Origin of the sequence: Maridesulfovibrio sp., assembly GCF_963676065.1 — a bacterium.
Lineage (GTDB): Bacteria > Desulfobacterota > Desulfovibrionia > Desulfovibrionales > Desulfovibrionaceae > Maridesulfovibrio.
The window spans coordinates 1,415,634-1,436,630 of record NZ_OY780933.1 but is presented as its reverse complement, the minus strand read 5'-3'; the positions used below and the strand labels follow the sequence as shown (position 1 = coordinate 1,436,630).

The following is a 20,997-nucleotide window of genomic DNA, read 5'->3' as shown; positions in this document are numbered from 1 at the left end:
ACCGATTCTCATGTTAAAAAAAAGTAAATTATTGCAGAGAACAGGATACGAAACTAATGATGCAGTCTATTTTTGATCTGATTGATAGCTATGGGCAATTCAGTGGCGGCCAAAGCCTTAAGTTTTTCATAATCAGCCTTGAAGCCGGAGCTGGGGTACGCCCGATCCGCGATGCTGGATGAATAGAGGCTTGGCATTTTATTCAAAACAACACAGACAATATCGAAAAGACACTTGTCGCACTGGCAGAATTCAATGTCAGCCCTTTTAATCAGTGCCTTCAACTCTTCATAGACAGCCTGTTCAGCAAGATTAACAATTTCACCGGTGCTAAAAAATTTTTCCTTGGACAGCATAGTCTCCCCCTTTCTTTGCCACCTTCATGGCGTTTCGAGCAATGTTAGTAGTATACCCCACTATGCTTCTTATTTAAAGACTATTCTAAACAGAAAAGCCTCGGTTCCCATAAGAACCGAGGCCTTAATCATCAATCCAGATAAATCTCTGTCAGGAAGAAAGCACCCTGTTACGACCGGATGTCTTGGCCTCGTAGAGCAGATCATCGGCGCGACTGATCATATTTGAAAGGGAGCCCCCGGCATCCGAGGTAACTCCTATGGAAACAGTAAATTTTATCTTCTGTCCGTTGAAAGAGACTGTAAGTTCCTCTACCTGCTTTCTGAATCCATCCAGAAAAGGAACGATTTCGTCGGGAGCAACCGAATTCAACATCACATAAAATTCTTCACCGCCAACACGGGCCGGCAAGCCCTTGTCACCTACATATTCCCTAAGCAATGTTGAGAATTTCTTAAGAACCATATCCCCAGCTTCATGGCCGTATGTGTCATTAACCTTTTTGAAATAGTCAATATCCAGCAGGGCCAGAGCTATTCCATGCCCGATTTCCTGACATTTTTTATACACAGGTTCGCAATTTTCGAAAAAATATCTCCTGTTCCACAATCCGGTGAGAAAATCCTTATTGGCACGGTCGCGGGATTCAGCGATAAGTTCGAGAATTTCAAGGTTGGAGTTAACCCGGCAAAGAATTTCTTCAATCCGCGCGCTCTTATGAATAAAGTCATTGGCCCCGATCTTCAAAAAAAGCGGAGCAGTTCCAGACTTTGAATCGGAAGAAAGAACTATTACGCTGAGTTCATCGGAAGGACGCAGGGTACGCAGATGCGCGGTCAGCTGGACACCGTCCATTCTAGGCATAGTGTAGTCGGTAAGAACGAGCTTGATATCTGGATTGCGATCAAAAATTTCCGCTGCATCAGCTCCGTCCTCTGCTTGAAGGACTGTGAGTCCCTGCCTTCCAAGAATATTGGAAAGCCATGCACGAACAGATTTTGAATCATCCACAACCATGACTTTCAGACCCCTATTTTTGGAGACCCGGCGCACAGTGCGGACAATATAATCAATATGTTCACTCTTTTTGAGCACATAGTCCACGATATCCTTCTTTGACAGATCCTTCAGGACATCCTCGCTAAGGGTTGAGGTCACCGCGATAGCGGGGATATTGTTTTTGATAAACAGATCTATCCCCTCGCCGGCCTTCACGCCCTTAAGAACTACACTGCTAAGCCCGACGAAATAGTTATTTTCCGCAATTAATTTTTCTGCTTCCTCGTATGTTTGGGCAAGATCGCATACAAACCCTCCCTGCTGAAGGGCTTTCTGGATAAGCAGTGTTGTAACTTTGCTGGAGTCCAAAACAAGAACTTTATTCACGTGTACCTCAAACTGAAAAGGACAGAATAACCGGAACTAAAAAACCGGGCCGGACAACTATTGTCTTAGTACTTATAATACAAAAATTTCCTTTTTTTAATATATTATTTTAAACAACTTTCGCCCCATTATTTAAAACGGATATAAAAATCAAAAGCAGCCGAACCTCACATTAGAGATACGGCTGCTGCAAACCAAATTACAAAAACTTAAACAATCATATTAAATAGGTATCCGACTATGAGGATACCACACCCGACCACTCCGGCGAATACGGCGATAAGTCTGGGCTTGAGCACTTTACGCAGGATAACCATTTCCGGAAAGGAAAGCGCGATTACGCTCATCATGAAAGCCAACACGGTTCCAAGTGCCGCACCCTTGCCCAGCAGAGCGTCGACAATTGGAATAACCCCGGCGGCATTTGTATACATGGGAATGCCTAGTAAGACTGATGCGGGCACTGCCCACCAGACACCCTTACCCATAATGGAAACCATCATGTCTTCAGGAACATAGCCATGAATCGCAGCGCCGGCAGCAATACCGAGCACCACATACATCCAGACTTTACCAACTATATCCTTTACTGATTCAAGGCCGAATACCAACCGTTCCTCGATATCCATACCCGATTGCGGCCCGTTATTCTGAGAATTGGCCAGCTTAACCCAGCTTTCCACATACTTTTCCATACCCAGACGGCCTATGACCCAGCCGGCCACAATAGCGATGAGAATACCGGTGACAAAGTATAAGGTAGCTATTTTCCAGCCCATAAGTCCATAAAGCAGTACTAGGGCAACCTCGTTAACCATCGGCGCGGAAATCAGGAATGAAAAGGTAACACCCAGCGGAACTCCTCCGGCTACGAAACCTATAAAAAGCGGGACAGCGGAGCAGGAACAAAACGGAGTAACCACACCGAGCAGGGCGGCAAGCACGTTACCGAAGGATTCGCGTTTCCCGGCCAGTACCTTGCGGGTCCATTCCACAGTTACATAAGAGCGGATAATACCGATGCCGAAAACGACCAGTACAAGCAGCATCAACACCTTTGGAGTATCATAAACGAAAAACTGTACAGCCTCACCCAGATGACTACCCGGCACAAGACCGAACAGATCAAAGGCTGCATACTTTGAAAAAGGCAGTAATTGCGAATAAAGAGCATACCATGCCAGTAGCCCAACGACCATAGCCCCCCATAAAGCCTTGCCACCGAGGGGTAATGAAGACCCTTTGGTCTCTTCAACTGATTCCGGCTCTGAGGTTTCCCCCAAAGGTTCCAGTCCGATTGGTTTTATGGGCTTTGATCCCGAGGAACAGGAACATTGTTTTAAATTCAACTCTTCCATTTTTATTCTCCACTGTTCTTATTTTGCCAAACACGAAAACTTAAACTCAAAAAAGAACAGCTACGATTAACCCGCAGCTGTCCCTTACTTACAACTTTTTAATAAAGCTTGCTGAGTAGGCCGCAGCCTGCTGCTCAAACTTGAGAGCAAAAAAATTCTCCAGACAGCTGAGAAAACCGGGGACACACTCCATGGCCAGACTATAATAAACATTCGTGCCCCGTTTATTGTCTTTTAGCACTCCGGCTTCCTTGAGCAGGGATAGATGCTTAGACACGGTGGATATATCCCGGCCAACTATCGGAACAATATCACAGACACAGAGTTCCCCTTCGCAGAGCGCCTCTACAATGGCAAGCCTGCTGGGATGCCCCAGAGCTTTGAAGACCTTTGACTTTGTCTCGATAGTTGCGGTCATTTTTTTTGCTGCCTCCTAATTTGTCTATTTGGCAAAATATAAAACTTTAGCCATGCCTGTCAAGATAGAACTATACAATTTATTACTCGCGCGAAACAACGCAAGCTCTATACGGAAAGAGTAACAGGCAATAAAATCAGGAAGAATGTCTACCGGATTCCATCTTCCATTCCCTTACAACTTCACGAACCTCTTCGTAATGATCACTTTCTTTCTTGTACTGTTCGGCGAAAACATGCAGGGCCGTTCCGCCTCTAGGCGAAAAAATCCCCTTAACACGCATCCACAAAGGGGAAAGACGTCCGGTGAAGTGATCGAGAATATTATTGGTTATGGTTTCCATGAAGGACTGATGATTACGGTAGGCTCCCATATAAATCTTAAAACTCTTGGATTCCACACAAAGTTCATCGGGAATGTACTCCACAATTATAGTGGCGAAATCAGGCTGTCCGGTCACCGGGCAAAGCGAGGTATATTCCGGAAATTCAATGCTGATTATGTAGGGCCTGCCCGGGAAATTATTAGGAAATGTCTCAAGTATTTCGGGACCGGGGGTATCATAATTATACTCTGTCGCTCCGGCCTGACCGAGAGAGACAAGCGACTCGGTCTTATCCTGACTTTTGGTAGTTTTCACTTTAATCTTCTCCATAGATAAACAGTCTAATCTGAAAAGTTCCTCAAACGGTCCACAGCACTTAGCAGCTTATCCGGCAAAAGCAAGTCCGGCCTTTGCCCATTTCTTTTTGACTTTTACTCCGAATACTGGCAACCCAGCCCCTGAACTTTTGCCCCGAAGCGGAACTGCCGAGGCACGGGACTTTCTCCCTTTTGCTCGTGCCGGGTAAGCTCCGCTTCAAAGAACAAACATCCAACACAAGGGAATCCAATGCTCTCTTCAACCTTTGAACGCAAAGCGTTCACCCTTCTGACGAGCCTTTTTATCGGCTCATTGGTCATGGCCGCAGTTGTATCAACCAAGATTATCAACATCTTCGGATTTTACGCACCTGCTGGGGTCCTTGCCTACTCCATAACCTTCATTGTCTCCGATATCATCAGTGAAATTTGGGGAAAGGAACGGGCCGATGAGGTCATCCACTGCGGATTCATCGCCCTTCTTACAGCCATTGCCCTTTCATGGGCCGCCCTGTACTGGACCCCGGCACCCTTCTGGCACGGCCAGGAAGGCTTTGCCAGCGTTCTTGCAAGCACCCCTCGTATTGTCCTTGCCTCACTGCTGGCTTATCTGGTCAGCCAGACAAACGATGTGCGGCTCTTCCACCTGCTACGCAGACTGACCGGAGGCAAACACCTCTGGCTGCGCAACAATCTGTCCACCATCGTATCACAGCTCATCGATTCCACAATCTTTGTGACTGTAGCCTTCTACGGAACCATGCCTGTCGCAGATATTATCATCGGACAGTGGGTTGCCAAGATAGCCATCGCCTTTCTGGACACCCCGCTGGTATACGCCGGGGTAACCATACTCCGCCAGCGGACCGCTGTAACTGCAGCATCCTGATCTCCCGCAAAAAACGGTAGACTGTAAAATACCGTATTCAAGAGATACAATAAAGGCTGAAACTAAACGTATGTTGTCACATGTAAGTTTCAGCCTTTATTATCCGCATCTTAATCGTTGATTTTCCAGACCGGAAAATTCACTTTTCACCGCACAAATTTATTTATTACCGATTCGGGCTGACCGTTACATTCAGCATTAAATCTGATATACTCAAGCCATATTTCCCTTAATAAATGAAATATGGAGAAAGTATGAAAGTCGCCGCGCTCCTGCCGCTTATCGCCATCTTTTCTCTTCTGCTTTTCGCCCATACGACTAAAGCAGAAAGATACTATGCGTATGAAGAATACATCAAAGCATATCCTGAAGAAAAGATACGCGACAACCTTTTTAAAAGAATCGTAGAGGGAAATACTCCCCGGCAGTTTGATAAAGCTTTCACCCCCAAAATAGCCATTGTATATCCGGGAGGACAGGTTTCCGACTACTGGCGCAGAAGTATTCTTTCCTTCAGGAACAGATTACAGCACTACGGCGTCGCACCCACAATTTTAAAATTCGCCATCAAGCCTTCCGACCCAATGGGAAAGCAAACCTCAGCTTTCCGTGAAGCGATACAGACTTCCCCGGACTATCTGATTTTCACCCTTAACGTCATGCGGCATCAACGCTTGGTTGAGTCGGTCATTATGTCCGGACATCCGAAAATAATACTCCAGAATATAACCACACCGCTCAAAGACTGGGAAGATAAACAGCCATTCATGTACGTTGGATTTGACCATGCGGGGGGGAGCAAAATGCTTGCTGAGTACTATAACCGCAAAACCGGGGGGAAGGGTAAATATGCTGTTCTCCTACCGGGGACAGAGTATCTCAATGAGGAACGAGGCCGCTCATTCATCTCTTATATGGACACCCACACTTCCCTCAAACTGGTCTCGCTTTTCCAAACCGGAATCAACAAGGAAAAAGCCCGGCGGGCGGCAAGAGACATAGCAAGGAAATATCCCGATATTAAATTTATTTATGCCTGTTCCACAGACATAGCCCTTGGCGCCGTAGCCGGATTACGTGAAGCCGGGATGCTGGGCAAAATAATGATCAACGGCTGGGGCGGAGGTTCTCCGGAAATAGAAGCCATCCAGAAAGGGGAACTGGACGTCACACTCATGCGTATTAATGACGACAGCGGTGTGGCAATGGCCGATGCAGTCATTCTTGATCTACTTGGAAAAAAGTCACAAATCCCCCTTGTCTTTTCCGGCAGGTTTGAAATACTCGAAAAAGGAGTTTCTCAAGAAAGATTGCAGCAACTGCAAAATACAAGTTTTCGCTACTCCGGAAAACAAAAGGATAACTGATGAAGAGGTTTTTCAAAGAACCATCTGGATTAACCACACAATTACTTGCCCCCATGCTGGCATTAGTTGTGGTTATGGGAATTTTCATATTTGGATGGTCGTTCTACCTCTCCAAAAGCACCCTTGAAAACGAACTTGCCATCGACATCGACAAGACTGAAAGTATTGTTTCCCTGGATTTGAACAACACCCTTGAGGACATTAAAGACGATTTCATCGAAATGACCCTTGATTCCGGATTCCGGGAAGCTATAATCCATGGAAAGAGTAATGCGCTGGATCGTACCCTTTACGAATTTATGAACTCAAAGCGGGGCTACCTGCTGGATGTAATGACCATATACCGAGACGGGCAAAGCTTGATAGAAGCCGGAATAATTGACCTGCCTATCGTGCAGCTGCGCAATAAATTCAAGAACAGCATGAGTACCTCCCCTACATGGGGCTATCTTTCTTTCAGATCACTGAACAAAATCAGAACAATGCTGGTCTGCGCAGTACCCATCTTCAATGAACAGACAGGGGAAGTAATCGGAGTCCTGTACGGTGGCATCGATCTTAATTCCAACATATCCTTCATCAACAAGCTGAAAAAAGCTTCCTCGGCTGTCAATGGTGCGCTGATCAGCAGGCACAGGTTGATCATAAGCACATCCAATCCGAGCAAGACGAAGATGAAAAGACTCATCGACTGGACCATGAACATCAAGCCTGGAGAGTTCAAAATAAACGATGAGAATATATACTCCACGATCCAGATACTCCCTCAACAGGCGGACAGTCCGCTGCTGTTCGGCTATTCAAAGCTGAATCCTTCCTTCATGTCCTTAAAAAAATATTATATGCAGAATTTGGGAGTACTGCTTATCGTCGCTACCCTGTTGGCGATTTTCACCGCATGGGGAATGCAGAAAAAAATTCTAAAATCCCTGATGCTGCTCACCGATTACGCCCATAACGTATCTTCAGACAACAAAAACTCTAAGTTTACGCCAGGTCAGGTCAAGGAATTCAACAAATTGGGCTGGATGATGGAAGATATGGTTTCAATGCTGGCGGAAAACAGCGCCTATATTTCCAAACTATTTTCCTCCGCTAAAGCACCAATAATCAGCTGTGACACTACCGGAAGTATTCTTGATATGAACCCGGCTGCAGCCAAGATTGCAGGTGTTGATGACAGACATGTCTGGAGTGAAACGCTGGATTCATTTTTCCCGCAGGATCACCACTCCACAATTTCACAGGCACTGCATCAGGCCGTTCACGAAGATTTTACCCCCATGGTGGAATTGCCATTCCACGCTGAAGATGGCGAGATTAAATATTTCGCATGGACTTTCTCCCCGGTGCGCATGATTCAAGACAGCAATCCTGATTTTATTCTTTTGCAGGGGCTGGATATTACGGAAAACAGACTTGCTGCCCAAAAAGCCAGTGAAAGCGAAGCAAGGCTGCGCCAGATAATAGATCTGCTGCCGCAAGAAATTTTCGCCAACGACCTTGAAGGTAAACTCCTGCTGGTGAACAAAATCAAAGCGAAAAAGTTAGGTGTAACGGCGAAAAATATCACCGGGAAATACCTTTCAGATATAATCGCCGATCCGGTCGAGGTCTCCCGGATTTTAGCAGATGACCGCCGGGTCATAAAACGTAACGAAAAGCTGCTTACCGAAGAAAACTTCCGGGATAAGGAACGTAATAGCTACTGGATCGAAACAACACGGGTCCCGTACATTTCCGCGGAGAACAACAATCCGGCAATCCTGACTATTTCCTCTGATATTTCACGTATAAAAGAAGTCGAACAGGAGATGAAATCCCTGAACCGGGAATTGGTAGAGCGGGTCGCCATGCGGACAACAGAGCTTGAAAATGCCAACACAGCCCTGCTGAAATCCATGGATGAATTGCGCCAGACTCAGGACAAACTGGTTGAGACTGAAAAGATGGCATCTCTGGGGGAACTCGTGGCCGGAGTTGCACATGAGATCAACACACCACTGGGAATCAGCGTAACAAGCGCCTCTTTCATAAAGGAACTTACGGACAACCTGCATGGAAACTTCAAATCCGGTTCAATGAAAAGGTCCGACCTTGAAAAATTCCTGAGCACCAGCCGGGAAGCTCTTGATAACATCATGAAAAATCTGGAACGATCGGCAAAACTTATCAGTAACTTCAAACAGCTTGCTGTGGATCAGGAATCAGATGACGTCCGGCAGATTAACCTGCATGAATACATTCAAGGGATCATGCTTTCACTGAAGCCCAGATTCAAACACTACAAGCATGAACTTATCGTCAACTGTCCAAAAGGTTTGGAAATTAGAATCTCGCCGGGTTCGCTTATGCAGGTCATCACCAATATTGTTACTAATTCCCTGATTCACGCCTTTCCAGACACAGAGGCAGGAAGAATATCCATTTCCGCCATCCAAAGCAATAATGGAGTAAAAATGACCTTCAGCGACAACGGCATAGGCATGGATTCCGAGCAGGAATTAAAAGTATTTGATCCATTCTACACCACAGCCAGAAGCTCCGGGAATACAGGCCTGGGAATGCATCTGGTTTACAATCTGGTGACCCGGGCTCTGGGCGGCACAATTGAATGCAAAAGCTCCCCCGGAGAAGGAACAACATACGAAATCTGGTTTCCTGAAAAGAGATAGGATCAGGTCAGATCGGTCCAGACAACCATGTTTCTGCCCCTGCGTTTGGCCTCATAAAGCATGGAGTCTGCGCCAACGGTCATATCCTTTGCTTTTGAAAATGTGGATGGAATCACGGTCACACCGCCGAGACTAACCGTAAGCACATTGCTTACCGATGAATATTCGTGTCTGATTTCCAATTCGGAGATAAGCACCCTGATCTTTTCGGCAATATATCTGCCTCCGTCGGAATCGGTGTCCGGCAGGAGAAGAACAAATTCCTCCCCGCCGTATCGGGCAGCCAAATCAGCCGGGCGCTGAATCTCGGACTGCAAAACACCGGCGACTTTTTTCAGAATCTCGTCCCCGGAAGTATGCCCGTAGTTGTCATTATACTGCTTGAAACAATCAACATCGAGCATGGCAAGGGACATTTTTTCTCCGGAACGGCTGCAACGGCGCCATTCCCGTTGCAGAGCCAGCTCAAAGTTCCTGCGGTTGGGCATTTCGGTCAACCCGTCAAGATTGGCAAGCCCTTCAAGGAGTTTACGCTGGCGTGAGATTATCAGATGATTCCTGATTCTGGCTTTCACTATGGGAGGATGAAAAGGCTTGCGGATATAATCCACCGCTCCCATTTCCAGTCCACGGGCTTCATCATGCTCTGAATCCAGCGCGGTAATAAAAATAACCGGAATGGATTTGGTTTCCTCAATGGATTTGATCTTGCGCAGCACTTCGTAGCCATCCATTTCCGGCATCAGCACATCAAGCAGAACAATATCCGGCGGATTATCGGAATTGATCCGGTCTAAAGCCTGATTACCGTTTTTGGCCAGCACCACCTTGTATTCCTGCCGGAGCAAATCCGAAAGGACATTTAGATTCAGCCGTTCATCATCAACTATCAGAATTTTAGCTCGATCTTCCATTTTTCATACCTGTTCTAAAGCTTAATGCCCAGTTTAGCCGCGATCAGCTCCAGCACGGAGCGCCCGTCATCAAAGTCAAAATTTTCTATATGTCTGGTCAATTCACCAAGCAGTTCCTCGTAATCTTCCAGATGGAAGTGACTACGCAATTCGGCCAGCACATCTCCGCATTCAGCGTCACCTTCGCCGAGCATCTTATACAATTTACCGATAAGATTAAAACTTTTTTCTTTATCAAAGATATATTCGCGTATTTGCGGAGGATCAACGAAAGCAGAACCTTTCAAACCATTGATAATTTTATCCAATTCGGAAACAAGGGAACTTAGGATTTCTTCATATCCGCCATCCGTTTCATTTTGGAGACTATCCTCCAGCACACGGCAAAGTTCATGCAGCCTGACCGCCCCGATGTTACCGGCAACCCCTTTGAGGGAATGAATTTTAAGCAGAGCCTGATCCGTAGCGGAATCCGAGAGTTGCTTTTTCAACTCCTCGGAAAAATCAGCGTAATAATTTTTAAATCCGAGCAAAACCTTCAAGTATCCTTCCCTGTTACCTCCGACATTACGCATTCCCCGCGCAAAGTCGATTCCGGGCAGGGACAAGGTGCGAGTTTCCTCACCGGCGAAAGCATTTAAATCCGAAACATAAGCAGCCCCTTCAACTTTCAGATATTTCTTCAATGCCTTTTTCAACTCATCAGGATCAATGGGTTTAATCAGATGCTCATCCATACCGGCGGCAATACTTTTTTCACGGTCACCGGGCATGGCATGGGCTGTCATGGCAATAATCGGCAAGTTATCGTAGCGCCGGTCGGAACGAATCATCCTTGCGGCTGTAAGGCCGTCCATTTCCGGCATCTGAATGTCCATAAGAACTAGGCCGTAAACCTCTGCCGCCAAAGCTTTCAAGGCCTTACGGCCGTTTTCAGCGACATCCGCTTCTACGCCCATCCCCTCAAGAATTCTGCTGGCGACCTGCTGATTAAGCTCGTTATCCTCTACAACAAGCACTTTTGGTGCTTTGCCTCCAAAATTAAGATCATATTCGGTTTTCTCGGCGTTCCTGCTGGAGCTTGCCGCATCATCAAATTCATTATGCAAAGCTTCGTAAAGGGAAAAACGGGTAACCGGCCGGGAGACAAAACCATCAACCCCAACCAGCGCAACTTCATTGCGAAAAGACTCATCCACAGAAACAGGAGCCATGACAATAACCGGTACATCCTGCAGCCCGGCTAGACTTCTGATCTCGGTTACAACTTCGACCACAGACAGATCACCAAGCTTACCGGAAACGAGAATAAGACCTAGATCTTCATTTGAATTATGTTTTCTCAGCCTTTCCAGCGCTCCGGTTGCGGAACCGTCCACAGCGACCAGAAAACCGGCCTTTTCCAGAATTGAACGCACAAATTTACGGGCCAGTCTGTTACTTTCGACGACTAGAGCCTTCGTACCCTTTTTAACTGAGGGTATGCACATGCAGGAATCTTTGACAGCTTTGGCCATAGGCACTGTGAAATAAAACGAGCTTCCGATTCCCGGCTGACTCTCTACATTGACATTGCCGCCCATCAATTCCACAAGAGAACGGGCAATAGCCAGCCCCAATCCAGTGCCTCCGTACTTACGAGTGGTGGAAGCATCCGCCTGAGTGAAAGAATTGAACAGCTGCGCAATTTCATCGTTACTGAGGCCGATACCGCTATCCTTAACCGTAAACCTGACCCATGAATCATTTCCGCAGCCCTGCTCGCAAGTAACTATCAGGTTTACTTCCCCTGTATCGGTAAATTTAACCGCATTATTCACAAGATTGGTTAATACCTGTTCGAGCCGTAAAGGGTCCCCTCTCAATAGGAAAGGAACATCCGGATCAATCGAAAGAACAAAATCAATACCCTTCAGCTCAGCTTTTACCGCAACCATATTACAAATTTTTTCAAGTACGGCATCCAGCTTGAAATCCATATCTTCGAGTACAAATTTCCCGGCCTCAATCTTTGAAAAATCAAGGATATCACCAATAATGGACAGCAGCGAATCTGCGGAAGACATCATTTTATCCAGATATTCCCGCTGAGCGTAATCAAGCTCGGCATTCTGCATCAAATGGCCGAAGCCGAGTATGCTGTTCATGGGAGTGCGTATTTCATGACTCATATTGGCAAGAAATTCTGATTTGGCCCGGGTTGCGGCCTCTGCGGCCAGCCTTGCCCGGTTCAGCTCCTTTTCAACCTGCCTGCGTTCCGTAACGTTACGCATACACTCGACCGCACCAACTATTTTCCCGGCCCTGTTGCGCAACGGTCCGGCCACGCCCCAGAAATAAGCACCCTCGCCATCGAAAGCTCTCGGAGTGTAAACTTCCCCGTACAGCATTTCCCCTCTGCGTTCCAACGACTCATACCTGTCGGTAAGGGGGTCGAGGTCGTCCCTTAAGGCGAAATCAATAAGTATCGGCCGGCGCTTTCCATAAAAAGGTATGGCGTATTCGTAATCGCTCCTGCCGATCATGTCTTCCTTACTCACTCCGGTGGCCTTCTCTACCGCCTTGTTCCAAGCGAGCACAACACCCTTACTGTCGATAACAATGGTTGGGTCAGGCAGAAATTCAATGATATTGTTCAAGCGGTGATAGGAATCATGCAGTTCTTTCTTGGTCTTGCGCTGCTCGGTGACATCACTCAAAGTAGCCTGCAGCAGAGGCCTGCCGCTAATGTCCACTTTACGGGCGCGTACACTGGCAAAAAACTCTTCCCCGTTCTGGCGCTTACAAACAACGTCAAAATCCAGCTCCCCAGTCTCCTTTGTAACCTTAAACCACTCACTCAGAAAACCCTCGGCTATAAAGTCCTCAGGCTGATTCGAAACGACCAGATCTCTAGGGTGTAATGCAAGCAGCTCATTTTCAGATTTGCAGGAAAACATTTCCACAGCTTTAGGATTGGCGCTGACAAAATTACGGTCAAAATCCATCAATAAAATGGCATCACTGGCATTATCGAAAATAGCCCTATACTTAATCTCTCTCTCCATAAGGGCCACAGTCTGCTCCCTTCCCTTCTCCATCAAAGAAAGTCTTTCCAGGGCAAGCCCCACATAAGTGGAAAGAAAAAGCAGAACTTCAAAATCTCTTTCATCAAGTTGCTGTTCGGGAAGATAGGACTGAACAGCCATAACACCGACAACATCACCATGAAGCTTTAAGGGCACTCCAAGCCAGATTTCAGAAACCGTCCCCATTAACTCATATTCGCCTTTATCAAGAAGTTTCTTGCGGGTTGGCCCATCCCCGAAAAGAGGCTCTCCAGTCTTGATCACATAATCCGTAAGCCCCAAACCCAGATTGCGCGGCACCGGGACGGCCTCTTGTTCATCAGAAAAATAAGGAAAAGTAAGGCGGTCATTTTCGCTATCATATGCGGCGATATAAAAGTTGCGGGCATGCATCAACTTATTGACCTGCCCCTGCACTATTGAATAAAACTCATCCATGCCGGAAACACGGGATACGGACAGGGCGATCTCATACAGGATATTGTGCGCCTGCTCCATCCTCCGACGCTGGGCGATCTCTTTATTCAGTGATTCGTTGAGCCGGAACAGCTTACGGTTCCAAAAAATTATCATACCCAGCGCAATAACCAGACCGGAAAACAAAAAAACAATTTTGCTGTAGTCAAGCGGCTGTTCATAGCGGACATTAAACCACTTATTACGAATTTCGCGACGAGAGTTGTCGTCAATTGCGGCCAGAGATTTATTGATAATTGAAAGGACCAGCGGATATTCAGGTGAAACTCCTATACGATGCTTGAATTCGAACTTGGTCGTTCCCGCAATTTTAAGATTTTTAAGTCCCAGCCGATTCATATTGTCGACAACAACCGCAAGATGCCCCACAAAGGCATCAACCTTTCCTTTGGTCAGGAGCAGCAGGCCCTCTTCCACATCAAGGGTTCCCACGAGATCAATATCCGGAAATTTTTTCTGAATGTAATTATAGCTTGTATAGGATTGTCCGGCGGCTACCTTTTTATTAGCAAGCCGGCTCAGGTCATGCACGGTCATGAAGTCGTCACGGGTAACAATAACAAGTGGAAATGAAGCATAGACAGAAGAAAAAAGAACCTTTCTGCCGACCATATCTTCGCTGCTCAAGGCCGGAATAATATCCAGCTTATGCTCATTATATTTTTTCAGAACCTCGTGCCACGATCTGCTGTACTCGAACTCGAATTTCAGACCGGAAAGTTCACTGATCATCCTTATATAGTTGGCAATTATCCCTTGAAACCGGCCGGTTTTATCAACTATTGATAGCGGCTCCCAATTAACCTCGCTCATCTTGAGGACAACGCCGCTACGGATAAAGGCCATTTCTTCCGGCGTAAAATTAAGAACGGACTTGATTTTTTCCTGCCCGGTTTCAGAAGAATCGGAAGCGATGGAATTGCGAACAGGACCGGTCAGACAAACTAAAAGAAATATAAAAACCACAAGGCACAGCCCACGGAAGAATCTGGAGTTATGCGTCTGGTCAATTGCTGAAAATGAAGGCACTGATTTCTCATATAATCATACAGGTTGCAAGAGGTGGCTAAGAATACCATCTACACAGGTAATGGACAAGCTGATGAATCGTTTGAGCTTTGTTACTCCGTGGTTCAAAAAGTTTCCACAAATAACTTTATTTTACAGCGGTAAGTGTATACGTTCGCCACAAACAAAAAGGGTGACATATGGCTGAAAACAAAAAGTACAAACTTCTTTTTAAAGACCGTATCGGAATTGTCTTCGACATCACCAGACTAATGCTGGAGCACGAGCTGAATATCATCAGCATGGAGGTGGAGCAAAAAGACGGTTTCGCCCAGATTTCTCTGGAAATAGAAGGTGGACATTCACTGGATACCGAAGAAATTCTGGAACTTTTCTCAACCCTGCCCGGCATTGAAAAGCAAAAAGAACTCAAGCGCTTACCGCAAGAGAAGAGAGAAAAGTGGTTCAGAATTCTCTTCGACGGTATGAGTGAAGGCATAGTTTCAGTCAATTCCAAAGGCATCATAAACACCGCCAACAGTGTTGCCTGCCACATCCTGAACACCCCCTACGAAAGTCTTGTTAATACTTATGTCGGTGAAATCACCCCGAAAGACAATCTGCTCATGGAATGCATGCAGAAAAGGATCCCTGTCAACAGGCGTAAATCAGCGGTAACGAGCACAGGCCGGGTGGATTTTTACGGTTCAGCAAAACCAATCCACAATTCACAGGGTGGTTTTGTCGGTGCTGTCCTGCTCATGAAAGACCTTCAGGAAGTAAAGGCCATGGTCGATGCGGTCATGACTCCTATCGATTTTAAGTTCGATGATTTCATCGGTGAAAGCCCGGCGATACAAAACCTGATAACATTTGCCAAGCGCATCGCCGAACTTGATACCATTGTCTCCATCACCGGGGAAAGCGGAACGGGTAAAGAACTTTTCGCACGTGCCATCCATTTTGAAAGCGGCAGGACCGGCCCGTTCATTCCCATCAACTGTGCTGCCCTACCGGAACAACTCATCGAGAGTGAACTTTTCGGATACGTTGACGGAGCTTTCACCGGGGCAAAGAAAAAAGGAAAACCCGGACTCTTTGAAGCAGCCCAAAACGGCACCATTTTTCTTGACGAAATAGGTGATATGCCGCCCGGCCCGCAAGCCAAAATCCTGCGCGTACTTCAGGAAGGATGTGTGCGCCGTATCGGCGGAGTTGAAGAAATTCCGGTCAATGCCAGAGTTATAACCGCTACCAATAAAAACCTGAATGACATGGTCGCCTCCGGTGATTTTCGCGAAGACCTTTTTTACCGCATAAACGTGCTCAACATTCAGATCCCGCCCCTGCGCGAAAGGGGATCCGACATAACCCTTATGGCTGGAACTTTTCTGAATCGCTTTAACCGCAAGCTGGAGAAAAAAGAGCAGACCATCAGCGCGGAAGGGCAGGAAAAACTGCTTAGCTACAACTGGCCCGGTAATGTCCGTGAACTGCAGAACGTGATTGAACGGGCATCTATTTTCAGCAACTCCAATGAAATATCCGCGTCCTCCATCCACCTTAACTCCCAGCAATCCAGCTGCGGTCAGCCATGCAAAGCACTTCCCACTGCAGTACACAACGGCAACTCACTAAAAGAGCTGATCGGACGATATGAAATTAAACTCCTGCTTGAAGCGTTGAACTCCACCTCCAGTATTCGCAAGGCAGCCAAGAAACTGAACCTTTCGCATACTGCCCTGCTCAAAAAGATTGAAAAACATCAACTGCGCAGTTCAGATAAAGGTCGTCCGTGGACGATGGCTACCAACGTTAAATAAACGCCACCTCAACTACAGATGGTATATAAAGTTACCACTATTTTCCCCTTTGTTGCTGGATAAACTTAAAAAGACCAAGCACTAGCTATTTTATGGTAACTTTTAATACCATTACAATATTAAGTATTATTTCAATGAGTTAATGCAAGCACATGTCTTTTATTGGCAACTTATACTTCCAATCAAAACATTGAGAATTGGAGTCATTTGACGAATCTTTTCGTGAATAATGGCACAAACTTTTATTTGCGCTCTTAAATATCTGATTTTATGACTTTAAAAACTTAAAATCCACCAAAACTACTCGCTACGCATTATTTTGGCATATTGATTGCGATAAGAGAAACCAACCAAGAGTTCAGACTCTTTTTCAACAGCGTCCCGTCGTGATTGCGGGACATAAACAAATAAATCAGGAGAGTTGGAAATGAAAGTTGGTATCTTGAAAGAAATTAAATCTGAGGAAAACAGAGTTTCCATGACACCTTCCGGTGTTGAAGTCATGATCGCTAACGGTCATGAGCTATGGGTTGAGAAATCAGCCGGTATCGGCAGCGGCTTCAGTGATGAAGACTACGTTGCAGCCGGTGCAAAGATCATCGACACCCCGGCAGAAATCTACGCTGAATGTGAAATGGTCATGCATGTTAAAGAACCTCAGGCTTCTGAGTACGATATGGTCCGTGAAGGACAGATCGTTTTCACTTATTTTCACTTCGCTCCTGATGAGCCCCTGACCCGCGCATTCATCAAAAACAAATCCGTCGCTATCGCGTACGAAACTGTTGAAGGCTGCCGCGGCGATCTGCCCCTGCTTACTCCCATGAGTGAAGTTGCCGGACGCATGTCCATTCAGGAAGGTGCAAAATATCTCGAACGCTACTACGGTGGACGCGGTATGCTTATGGGCGGAGTTACCGGTGTTGCTCCCGCAAACGTTGTCGTAATCGGCGGCGGTGTGGTCGGAACCAACGCAGCGCAGATGGCATGCGGTCTGGGCGCAAAGGTTTATCTGCTCGATATGAACCTCGAAAGACTCCGCTACCTCTCAGAAATCATGCCTAAGAATTGTTTCCCCATGATGAGCTCTCCCGCGCTTCTGCGTGAACTGATTCTTGAAGCAGACGTTGTTATCGGTGCGGTTCTTGTTGCCGGTGCCAAAGCTCCCAAGCTGGTTACCCGCGAAATGCTCAAGTCCATGAAAGACGGTTCCGTAATCGTCGACGTTGCCATCGACCAGGGCGGTTGTTTTGAAACTTCAAAAGCAACCACACACGGCGATCCCGTCTTTGAAATCGACGGCGTAATCCACTACTGCGTAGCCAACATGCCCGGTGCTGTACCCATGACTTCCACCATGGCTCTCACCAATGCTACCCTTCCCTACGCTCTCCAGATAGCCAACAAAGGCTGGAAAAAAGCAGCTCAGGAAAGCCACGCCATCAAAACCGGCCTGAATATGGTTGGCGGCAAGGTAACCTACAAAGGCGTTGCAGAAGCGTTCGACCTTGAGTTCACTCCCGTAGACGACATTCTGTAATTAAGAATTCTGCATAAGATGGTGACGAATAAGACTATTTGCTAAATCAGGAAGACTGCCAAAGAATGAAATAAAAACAAACATAAGAGCCTTTAAGTTTGCGCAGCTCAATCTGCGCAAACTTAAGGGTTTTCCTAGAACCCCACAGGTAAGGGCTATCGGTCTGCTCACCGGTAACTTACGCACCACAGCTGGAGTTTTTTTCGGCAGTCTGGGAGTAACCTGTTAAACTGACAAGGGGATAATATGGAATTTTTGACTTTACTGGACGGAATTGTTGGAAAAATCGGTGCCTTTGCTTGGGGCCCCCCAATGTTGGTTCTGCTCGTCGGAACCGGAATATGGTTAACTTTCTCTCTACGCGGATTGCAGTTCAGAAAACTGTGGTACGCCTTATACCTTGCCCTGATCAAGCGCAAGGAAGACACAGACGAACCCGGCGACATCACACACTTTCAGGCCCTGATGACCGCCCTTTCCGCAACAGTCGGAACCGGTAACATTGCCGGTGTGGCCACAGCCATCGCAGTAGGTGGTCCAGGCGCACTTTTCTGGATGTGGGTCACAGGACTCGTAGGTATGGCCACCAAATATGCGGAAGCCGTTCTGGCAGTAAAATACCGCATCGTTGACGAGAACGGAGAAATGAGCGGCGGGCCCATGTATTACATCTCCCGCGGCCTTAAAATGCCTTGGCTGGGCAGCATCTTCGCCGTCTGTGCCTCCATCGCCGCCTTCGGTATCGGTAACATGGTACAGTCAAACTCCGTAGCCGACGCAGTGCATGCAACTTACAACATCTCCCCATTCATCACCGGCGCAATTCTCATGGTCTGTACCGCAGCGGTTATCCTTGGCGGTATTAAAAAGATCGGTCAGGTTACCGGATTCTTTGTACCCATCATGATCATATTCTACATGATCGGCGCCTCTTACATCATTATACTTAATATCACTGAAGTTCCCGCTGCTCTCGGCCTCATCATCGAGCAGGCATTCAATCCCACCGCAGCCGTCGGCGGATTCGCAGGTGCAACCATCATGCTGGCCATTCGCATGGGTGTTGCCCGCGGTATCTTCTCCAATGAATCCGGTCTCGGAAGCGCCCCTATCGCTGCTGCCGCAGCCCAGACAAAGCAGCCTGTAACACAGGCTCTGGTTTCCATGACTCAGACCTTCATCGATACCCTGATTGTCTGTACCATGACAGGTCTGGTACTTATCCTTACCGGAGTATGGTCCAGTGGAGCTACCGGTGCGGAATTGACCACAATGGGCTTTGGAGCTGGTTTTTCCGGCGGTGAACATGTTGTTACCATCGGCCTGATTCTTTTCGCCTACTCCACCATCCTCGGCTGGAGCTACTACGGAGAAAAATCCATCGAATACCTGCTCGGGGTCAAGGCAGTGCTGCCTTACCGCCTTGCTTTCATCTTATTCGTCGGTATTGGAGCCGTAGCCAAGCTGAGTCTGGTCTGGAACATATCCGATACCCTTAACGGATTGATGGCTATCCCTAACCTTATCGGTCTGCTGCTGCTTACTCCGGTTATTGTTTCTGAAACAAAAAAATACTTTGAGAAGCAGGATAAGAAATCCGAACAAATAGATCCCTCCGCTGCCACTGAGACTAAAAAGTAACTCAGTAAAAGCAATACAAGGACCTCACTCAGGACCTCCTTCCGGGTGAATACCACCACCCGGAAGGGACCTGGAAAGCATCTAACATTTCACCGAAGTGCAGTACTTCGGTGAAAACACTCTGGAAGATTCTACCGCATACGATCTGAAACACCGCTGAAAGGGGCATTATCAATGCACGGAAAAGGCGAACGGAGGTAGGTATCAAGACTAAAAGAAATAAACATAAAATTGAAATTTCCGGGCGAAACATGTCTGAAAATGACCGTTTCGCCGGGAGGAGGCCGTTCAACTCTGGCGGCATACGATGACTTAAGCTGAAAGTTATTACAGAGTTAATGGATTCTTACCTGAACAATCTCGTTCAGGATTACGGCTATGGCGTGCATTATTAAAGCCCGGCCCCGAATTACCGGGACCGGGCTTCTATGCTGAATAAATCGTCCACATGCGTAGGATGGTTTAGGAAGTATGTTCCAGCGTATAGTTATTCAACTCTCTTTCAGCGTACAGACAGAATCAGTACAACATTCAATGCCGTTACGGCCATTTTCCTTGGCCAGATACAGTGCTTTATCCGCCGCCTCAATCAGCATGTCGGCTCCGTTGGCGTTCTCCGGAACCATGCTTGCCACCCCGATGCTTACCGTTACGACCGGTGACTGGGTAGCGGTGTGCGAAATTCCCAATTTTTCAATATTGGAGCGCAACTCCTCGGCAATACAAAGTCCACCGTCAATATCAGTATCCGGAAGCAATACGAGAAATTCCTCACCTCCGAAACGTACTACGAGATCAGTGCCGCGCTTCAGGCTGCCGGCAAGTTCCCGTGCGACCAGTCGCAAACAATTATCACCCATGGCATGCCCATTTGTGTCATTGTAGGCTTTAAAATTGTCGATATCGATGAATATCGCAGTCAGGGCACTACCATGCCTCCGAGCCCGCTGCCATTCTACATCAAGACGGTTTTCAAGCTGTCTGCGGTTGGGTAATCCGGTCAAAGGGTCAATCAGGGATAACTCCATGAGCAGATCGCGTTGCTTTTTGAGTTCCAGCTGAGTTTTAACCCGCATCTTGACGATAGGCAGGCTGAACGGCTTCGTAATGTAATCAACTGCCCCTATTTCCAGGCCCTCGGCTTCATCCTTTACTTCACTTCTGGAGCTTATAAATATAACCGGTATATCTCTGGTCTCCTCTTTCTCATGCAGTATCCGGCAGACTTCAAAACCGTCCATTCCGGGCATAACTATATCAAGAAGGATCAGGTCCGGTGGATCGTCGGATGCAACTATCCCCAAAGCTCCGGGACCGTCCAAAGCAACGGCCACTCGGTAATCATCTTTCAACGCCGAGCCCAGTAATTTTATATTTGTCGGGGCATCGTCCACGATCAGAATTTTATCTTTTAAATGCTCAATACTCATATCT

Annotated in this window: 14 protein-coding genes; 6 read left to right on the top strand and 8 right to left on the bottom strand. The window is 47.0% G+C overall.

From position 1 onward, the window contains the following. Positions 1–53: 53 nt before the first annotated feature. The 5 genes from ACKU35_RS06310 to queF form a co-directional block, all read right to left on the bottom strand. A complete protein-coding gene (locus ACKU35_RS06310) occupies positions 54–356 on the bottom strand; it encodes a late competence development ComFB family protein (RefSeq protein WP_319764194.1) in 303 nt (100 codons plus the stop codon). A gap of 151 nt (positions 357–507) precedes the next feature. Then, complete coding sequence (locus tag ACKU35_RS06305; RefSeq protein ID WP_319764192.1) at positions 508–1,743, bottom strand: diguanylate cyclase; 1,236 nt, start codon at positions 1,741–1,743, stop codon at positions 508–510. Positions 1,744–1,952: 209 nt separating this feature from the next. Then, positions 1,953–3,101, bottom strand: a complete 1,149-nt coding sequence (locus tag ACKU35_RS06300) for a permease (RefSeq protein ID WP_319764190.1) — start codon at positions 3,099–3,101, stop codon at positions 1,953–1,955. 88 nt (positions 3,102–3,189) lie between these two features. Next, positions 3,190–3,519 carry a metalloregulator ArsR/SmtB family transcription factor gene (locus ACKU35_RS06295; protein WP_319764189.1) on the bottom strand — a complete coding sequence of 110 codons (330 nt, stop codon included), beginning with the start codon at positions 3,517–3,519 and terminating at the stop codon, positions 3,190–3,192. A gap of 136 nt (positions 3,520–3,655) precedes the next feature. Next, positions 3,656–4,174: a preQ(1) synthase gene (gene queF / locus ACKU35_RS06290; RefSeq protein WP_319764187.1), complete on the bottom strand. Its 519-nt coding sequence runs from the start codon at positions 4,172–4,174 to the stop codon at positions 3,656–3,658. A 237-nt stretch (positions 4,175–4,411) separates the two neighbouring features. Between queF and ACKU35_RS06285 the strand changes: the two genes are divergently transcribed. The 3 genes from ACKU35_RS06285 (at position 4,412) to ACKU35_RS06275 (ending at position 9,092) form a co-directional block, all read left to right on the top strand. Continuing rightward, positions 4,412–5,050: a queuosine precursor transporter gene (locus ACKU35_RS06285; RefSeq protein WP_319764185.1), complete on the top strand. Its 639-nt coding sequence runs from the start codon at positions 4,412–4,414 to the stop codon at positions 5,048–5,050. A gap of 254 nt (positions 5,051–5,304) precedes the next feature. Then, entirely contained in the window at positions 5,305–6,417 is a 1,113-nt protein-coding gene (locus ACKU35_RS06280; RefSeq protein WP_319764183.1) for a substrate-binding domain-containing protein, read from the top strand. Beyond that, positions 6,417–9,092 (top strand): ATP-binding protein, encoded by a 2,676-nt coding sequence (locus tag ACKU35_RS06275; protein ID WP_319764181.1) that lies wholly within the window; start codon positions 6,417–6,419, stop codon positions 9,090–9,092. Before ACKU35_RS06280 ends, ACKU35_RS06275 begins: the two co-directional genes overlap by 1 nt. A gap of 2 nt (positions 9,093–9,094) precedes the next feature. Here the strand turns inward: ACKU35_RS06275 and ACKU35_RS06270 are convergent, their stop codons facing one another. Both ACKU35_RS06270 and ACKU35_RS06265 read right to left on the bottom strand, forming a co-directional pair. Continuing rightward, positions 9,095–10,006 carry a diguanylate cyclase gene (locus ACKU35_RS06270; RefSeq protein WP_319764180.1) on the bottom strand — a complete coding sequence of 304 codons (912 nt, stop codon included), beginning with the start codon at positions 10,004–10,006 and terminating at the stop codon, positions 9,095–9,097. Positions 10,007–10,020: 14 nt separating this feature from the next. Continuing rightward, positions 10,021–14,580, bottom strand: a complete 4,560-nt coding sequence (locus ACKU35_RS06265) for a response regulator (RefSeq protein WP_319764179.1) — start codon at positions 14,578–14,580, stop codon at positions 10,021–10,023. A 179-nt stretch (positions 14,581–14,759) separates the two neighbouring features. Between ACKU35_RS06265 and ACKU35_RS06260 the strand changes: the two genes are divergently transcribed. From ACKU35_RS06260 to ACKU35_RS06250, 3 genes are all read left to right on the top strand, one after another. After that, positions 14,760–16,382, top strand: coding sequence for a sigma 54-interacting transcriptional regulator (locus tag ACKU35_RS06260; RefSeq protein ID WP_319764178.1), 1,623 nt, complete (start codon positions 14,760–14,762; stop codon positions 16,380–16,382). 427 nt (positions 16,383–16,809) lie between these two features. Further along, positions 16,810–17,922: an alanine dehydrogenase gene (gene ald, locus ACKU35_RS06255; protein WP_319764177.1), complete on the top strand. Its 1,113-nt coding sequence runs from the start codon at positions 16,810–16,812 to the stop codon at positions 17,920–17,922. Between the two features lie 246 nt (positions 17,923–18,168). After that, positions 18,169–19,563: a sodium:alanine symporter family protein gene (locus ACKU35_RS06250; protein ID WP_319764176.1), complete on the top strand. Its 1,395-nt coding sequence runs from the start codon at positions 18,169–18,171 to the stop codon at positions 19,561–19,563. A 491-nt stretch (positions 19,564–20,054) separates the two neighbouring features. Here the strand turns inward: ACKU35_RS06250 and ACKU35_RS06245 are convergent, their stop codons facing one another. Then, positions 20,055–20,993, bottom strand: a complete 939-nt coding sequence (locus ACKU35_RS06245) for a PleD family two-component system response regulator (RefSeq protein ID WP_319764174.1) — start codon at positions 20,991–20,993, stop codon at positions 20,055–20,057. Positions 20,994–20,997: the final 4 nt, after the last annotated feature.

Bases quoted from the DNA above. Each gene is read 5' to 3' on its own strand.
- ACKU35_RS06310 (WP_319764194.1), bottom strand. From the start codon at position 356: ATGCTGTCCAAGGAAAAATTTTTTAGCACCGGTGAAATTGTTAATCTT.
- ACKU35_RS06300 (WP_319764190.1), bottom strand. From the start codon at position 3,101: ATGGAAGAGTTGAATTTAAAACAATGTTCCTGTTCCTCGGGATCAAAG.
- ACKU35_RS06295 (WP_319764189.1), bottom strand. From the start codon at position 3,519: ATGACCGCAACTATCGAGACAAAGTCAAAGGTCTTCAAAGCTCTGGGG.
- queF (WP_319764187.1), bottom strand. From the start codon at position 4,174: ATGGAGAAGATTAAAGTGAAAACTACCAAAAGTCAGGATAAGACCGAG.
- ACKU35_RS06285 (WP_319764185.1), top strand. From the start codon at position 4,412: ATGCTCTCTTCAACCTTTGAACGCAAAGCGTTCACCCTTCTGACGAGC.
- ACKU35_RS06280 (WP_319764183.1), top strand. From the start codon at position 5,305: ATGAAAGTCGCCGCGCTCCTGCCGCTTATCGCCATCTTTTCTCTTCTG.
- ACKU35_RS06275 (WP_319764181.1), top strand. From the start codon at position 6,417: ATGAAGAGGTTTTTCAAAGAACCATCTGGATTAACCACACAATTACTT.
- ACKU35_RS06270 (WP_319764180.1), bottom strand. From the start codon at position 10,006: ATGGAAGATCGAGCTAAAATTCTGATAGTTGATGATGAACGGCTGAAT.
- ACKU35_RS06260 (WP_319764178.1), top strand. From the start codon at position 14,760: ATGGCTGAAAACAAAAAGTACAAACTTCTTTTTAAAGACCGTATCGGA.
- ald (WP_319764177.1), top strand. From the start codon at position 16,810: ATGAAAGTTGGTATCTTGAAAGAAATTAAATCTGAGGAAAACAGAGTT.
- ACKU35_RS06250 (WP_319764176.1), top strand. From the start codon at position 18,169: ATGGAATTTTTGACTTTACTGGACGGAATTGTTGGAAAAATCGGTGCC.
- ACKU35_RS06245 (WP_319764174.1), bottom strand. From the start codon at position 20,993: ATGAGTATTGAGCATTTAAAAGATAAAATTCTGATCGTGGACGATGCC.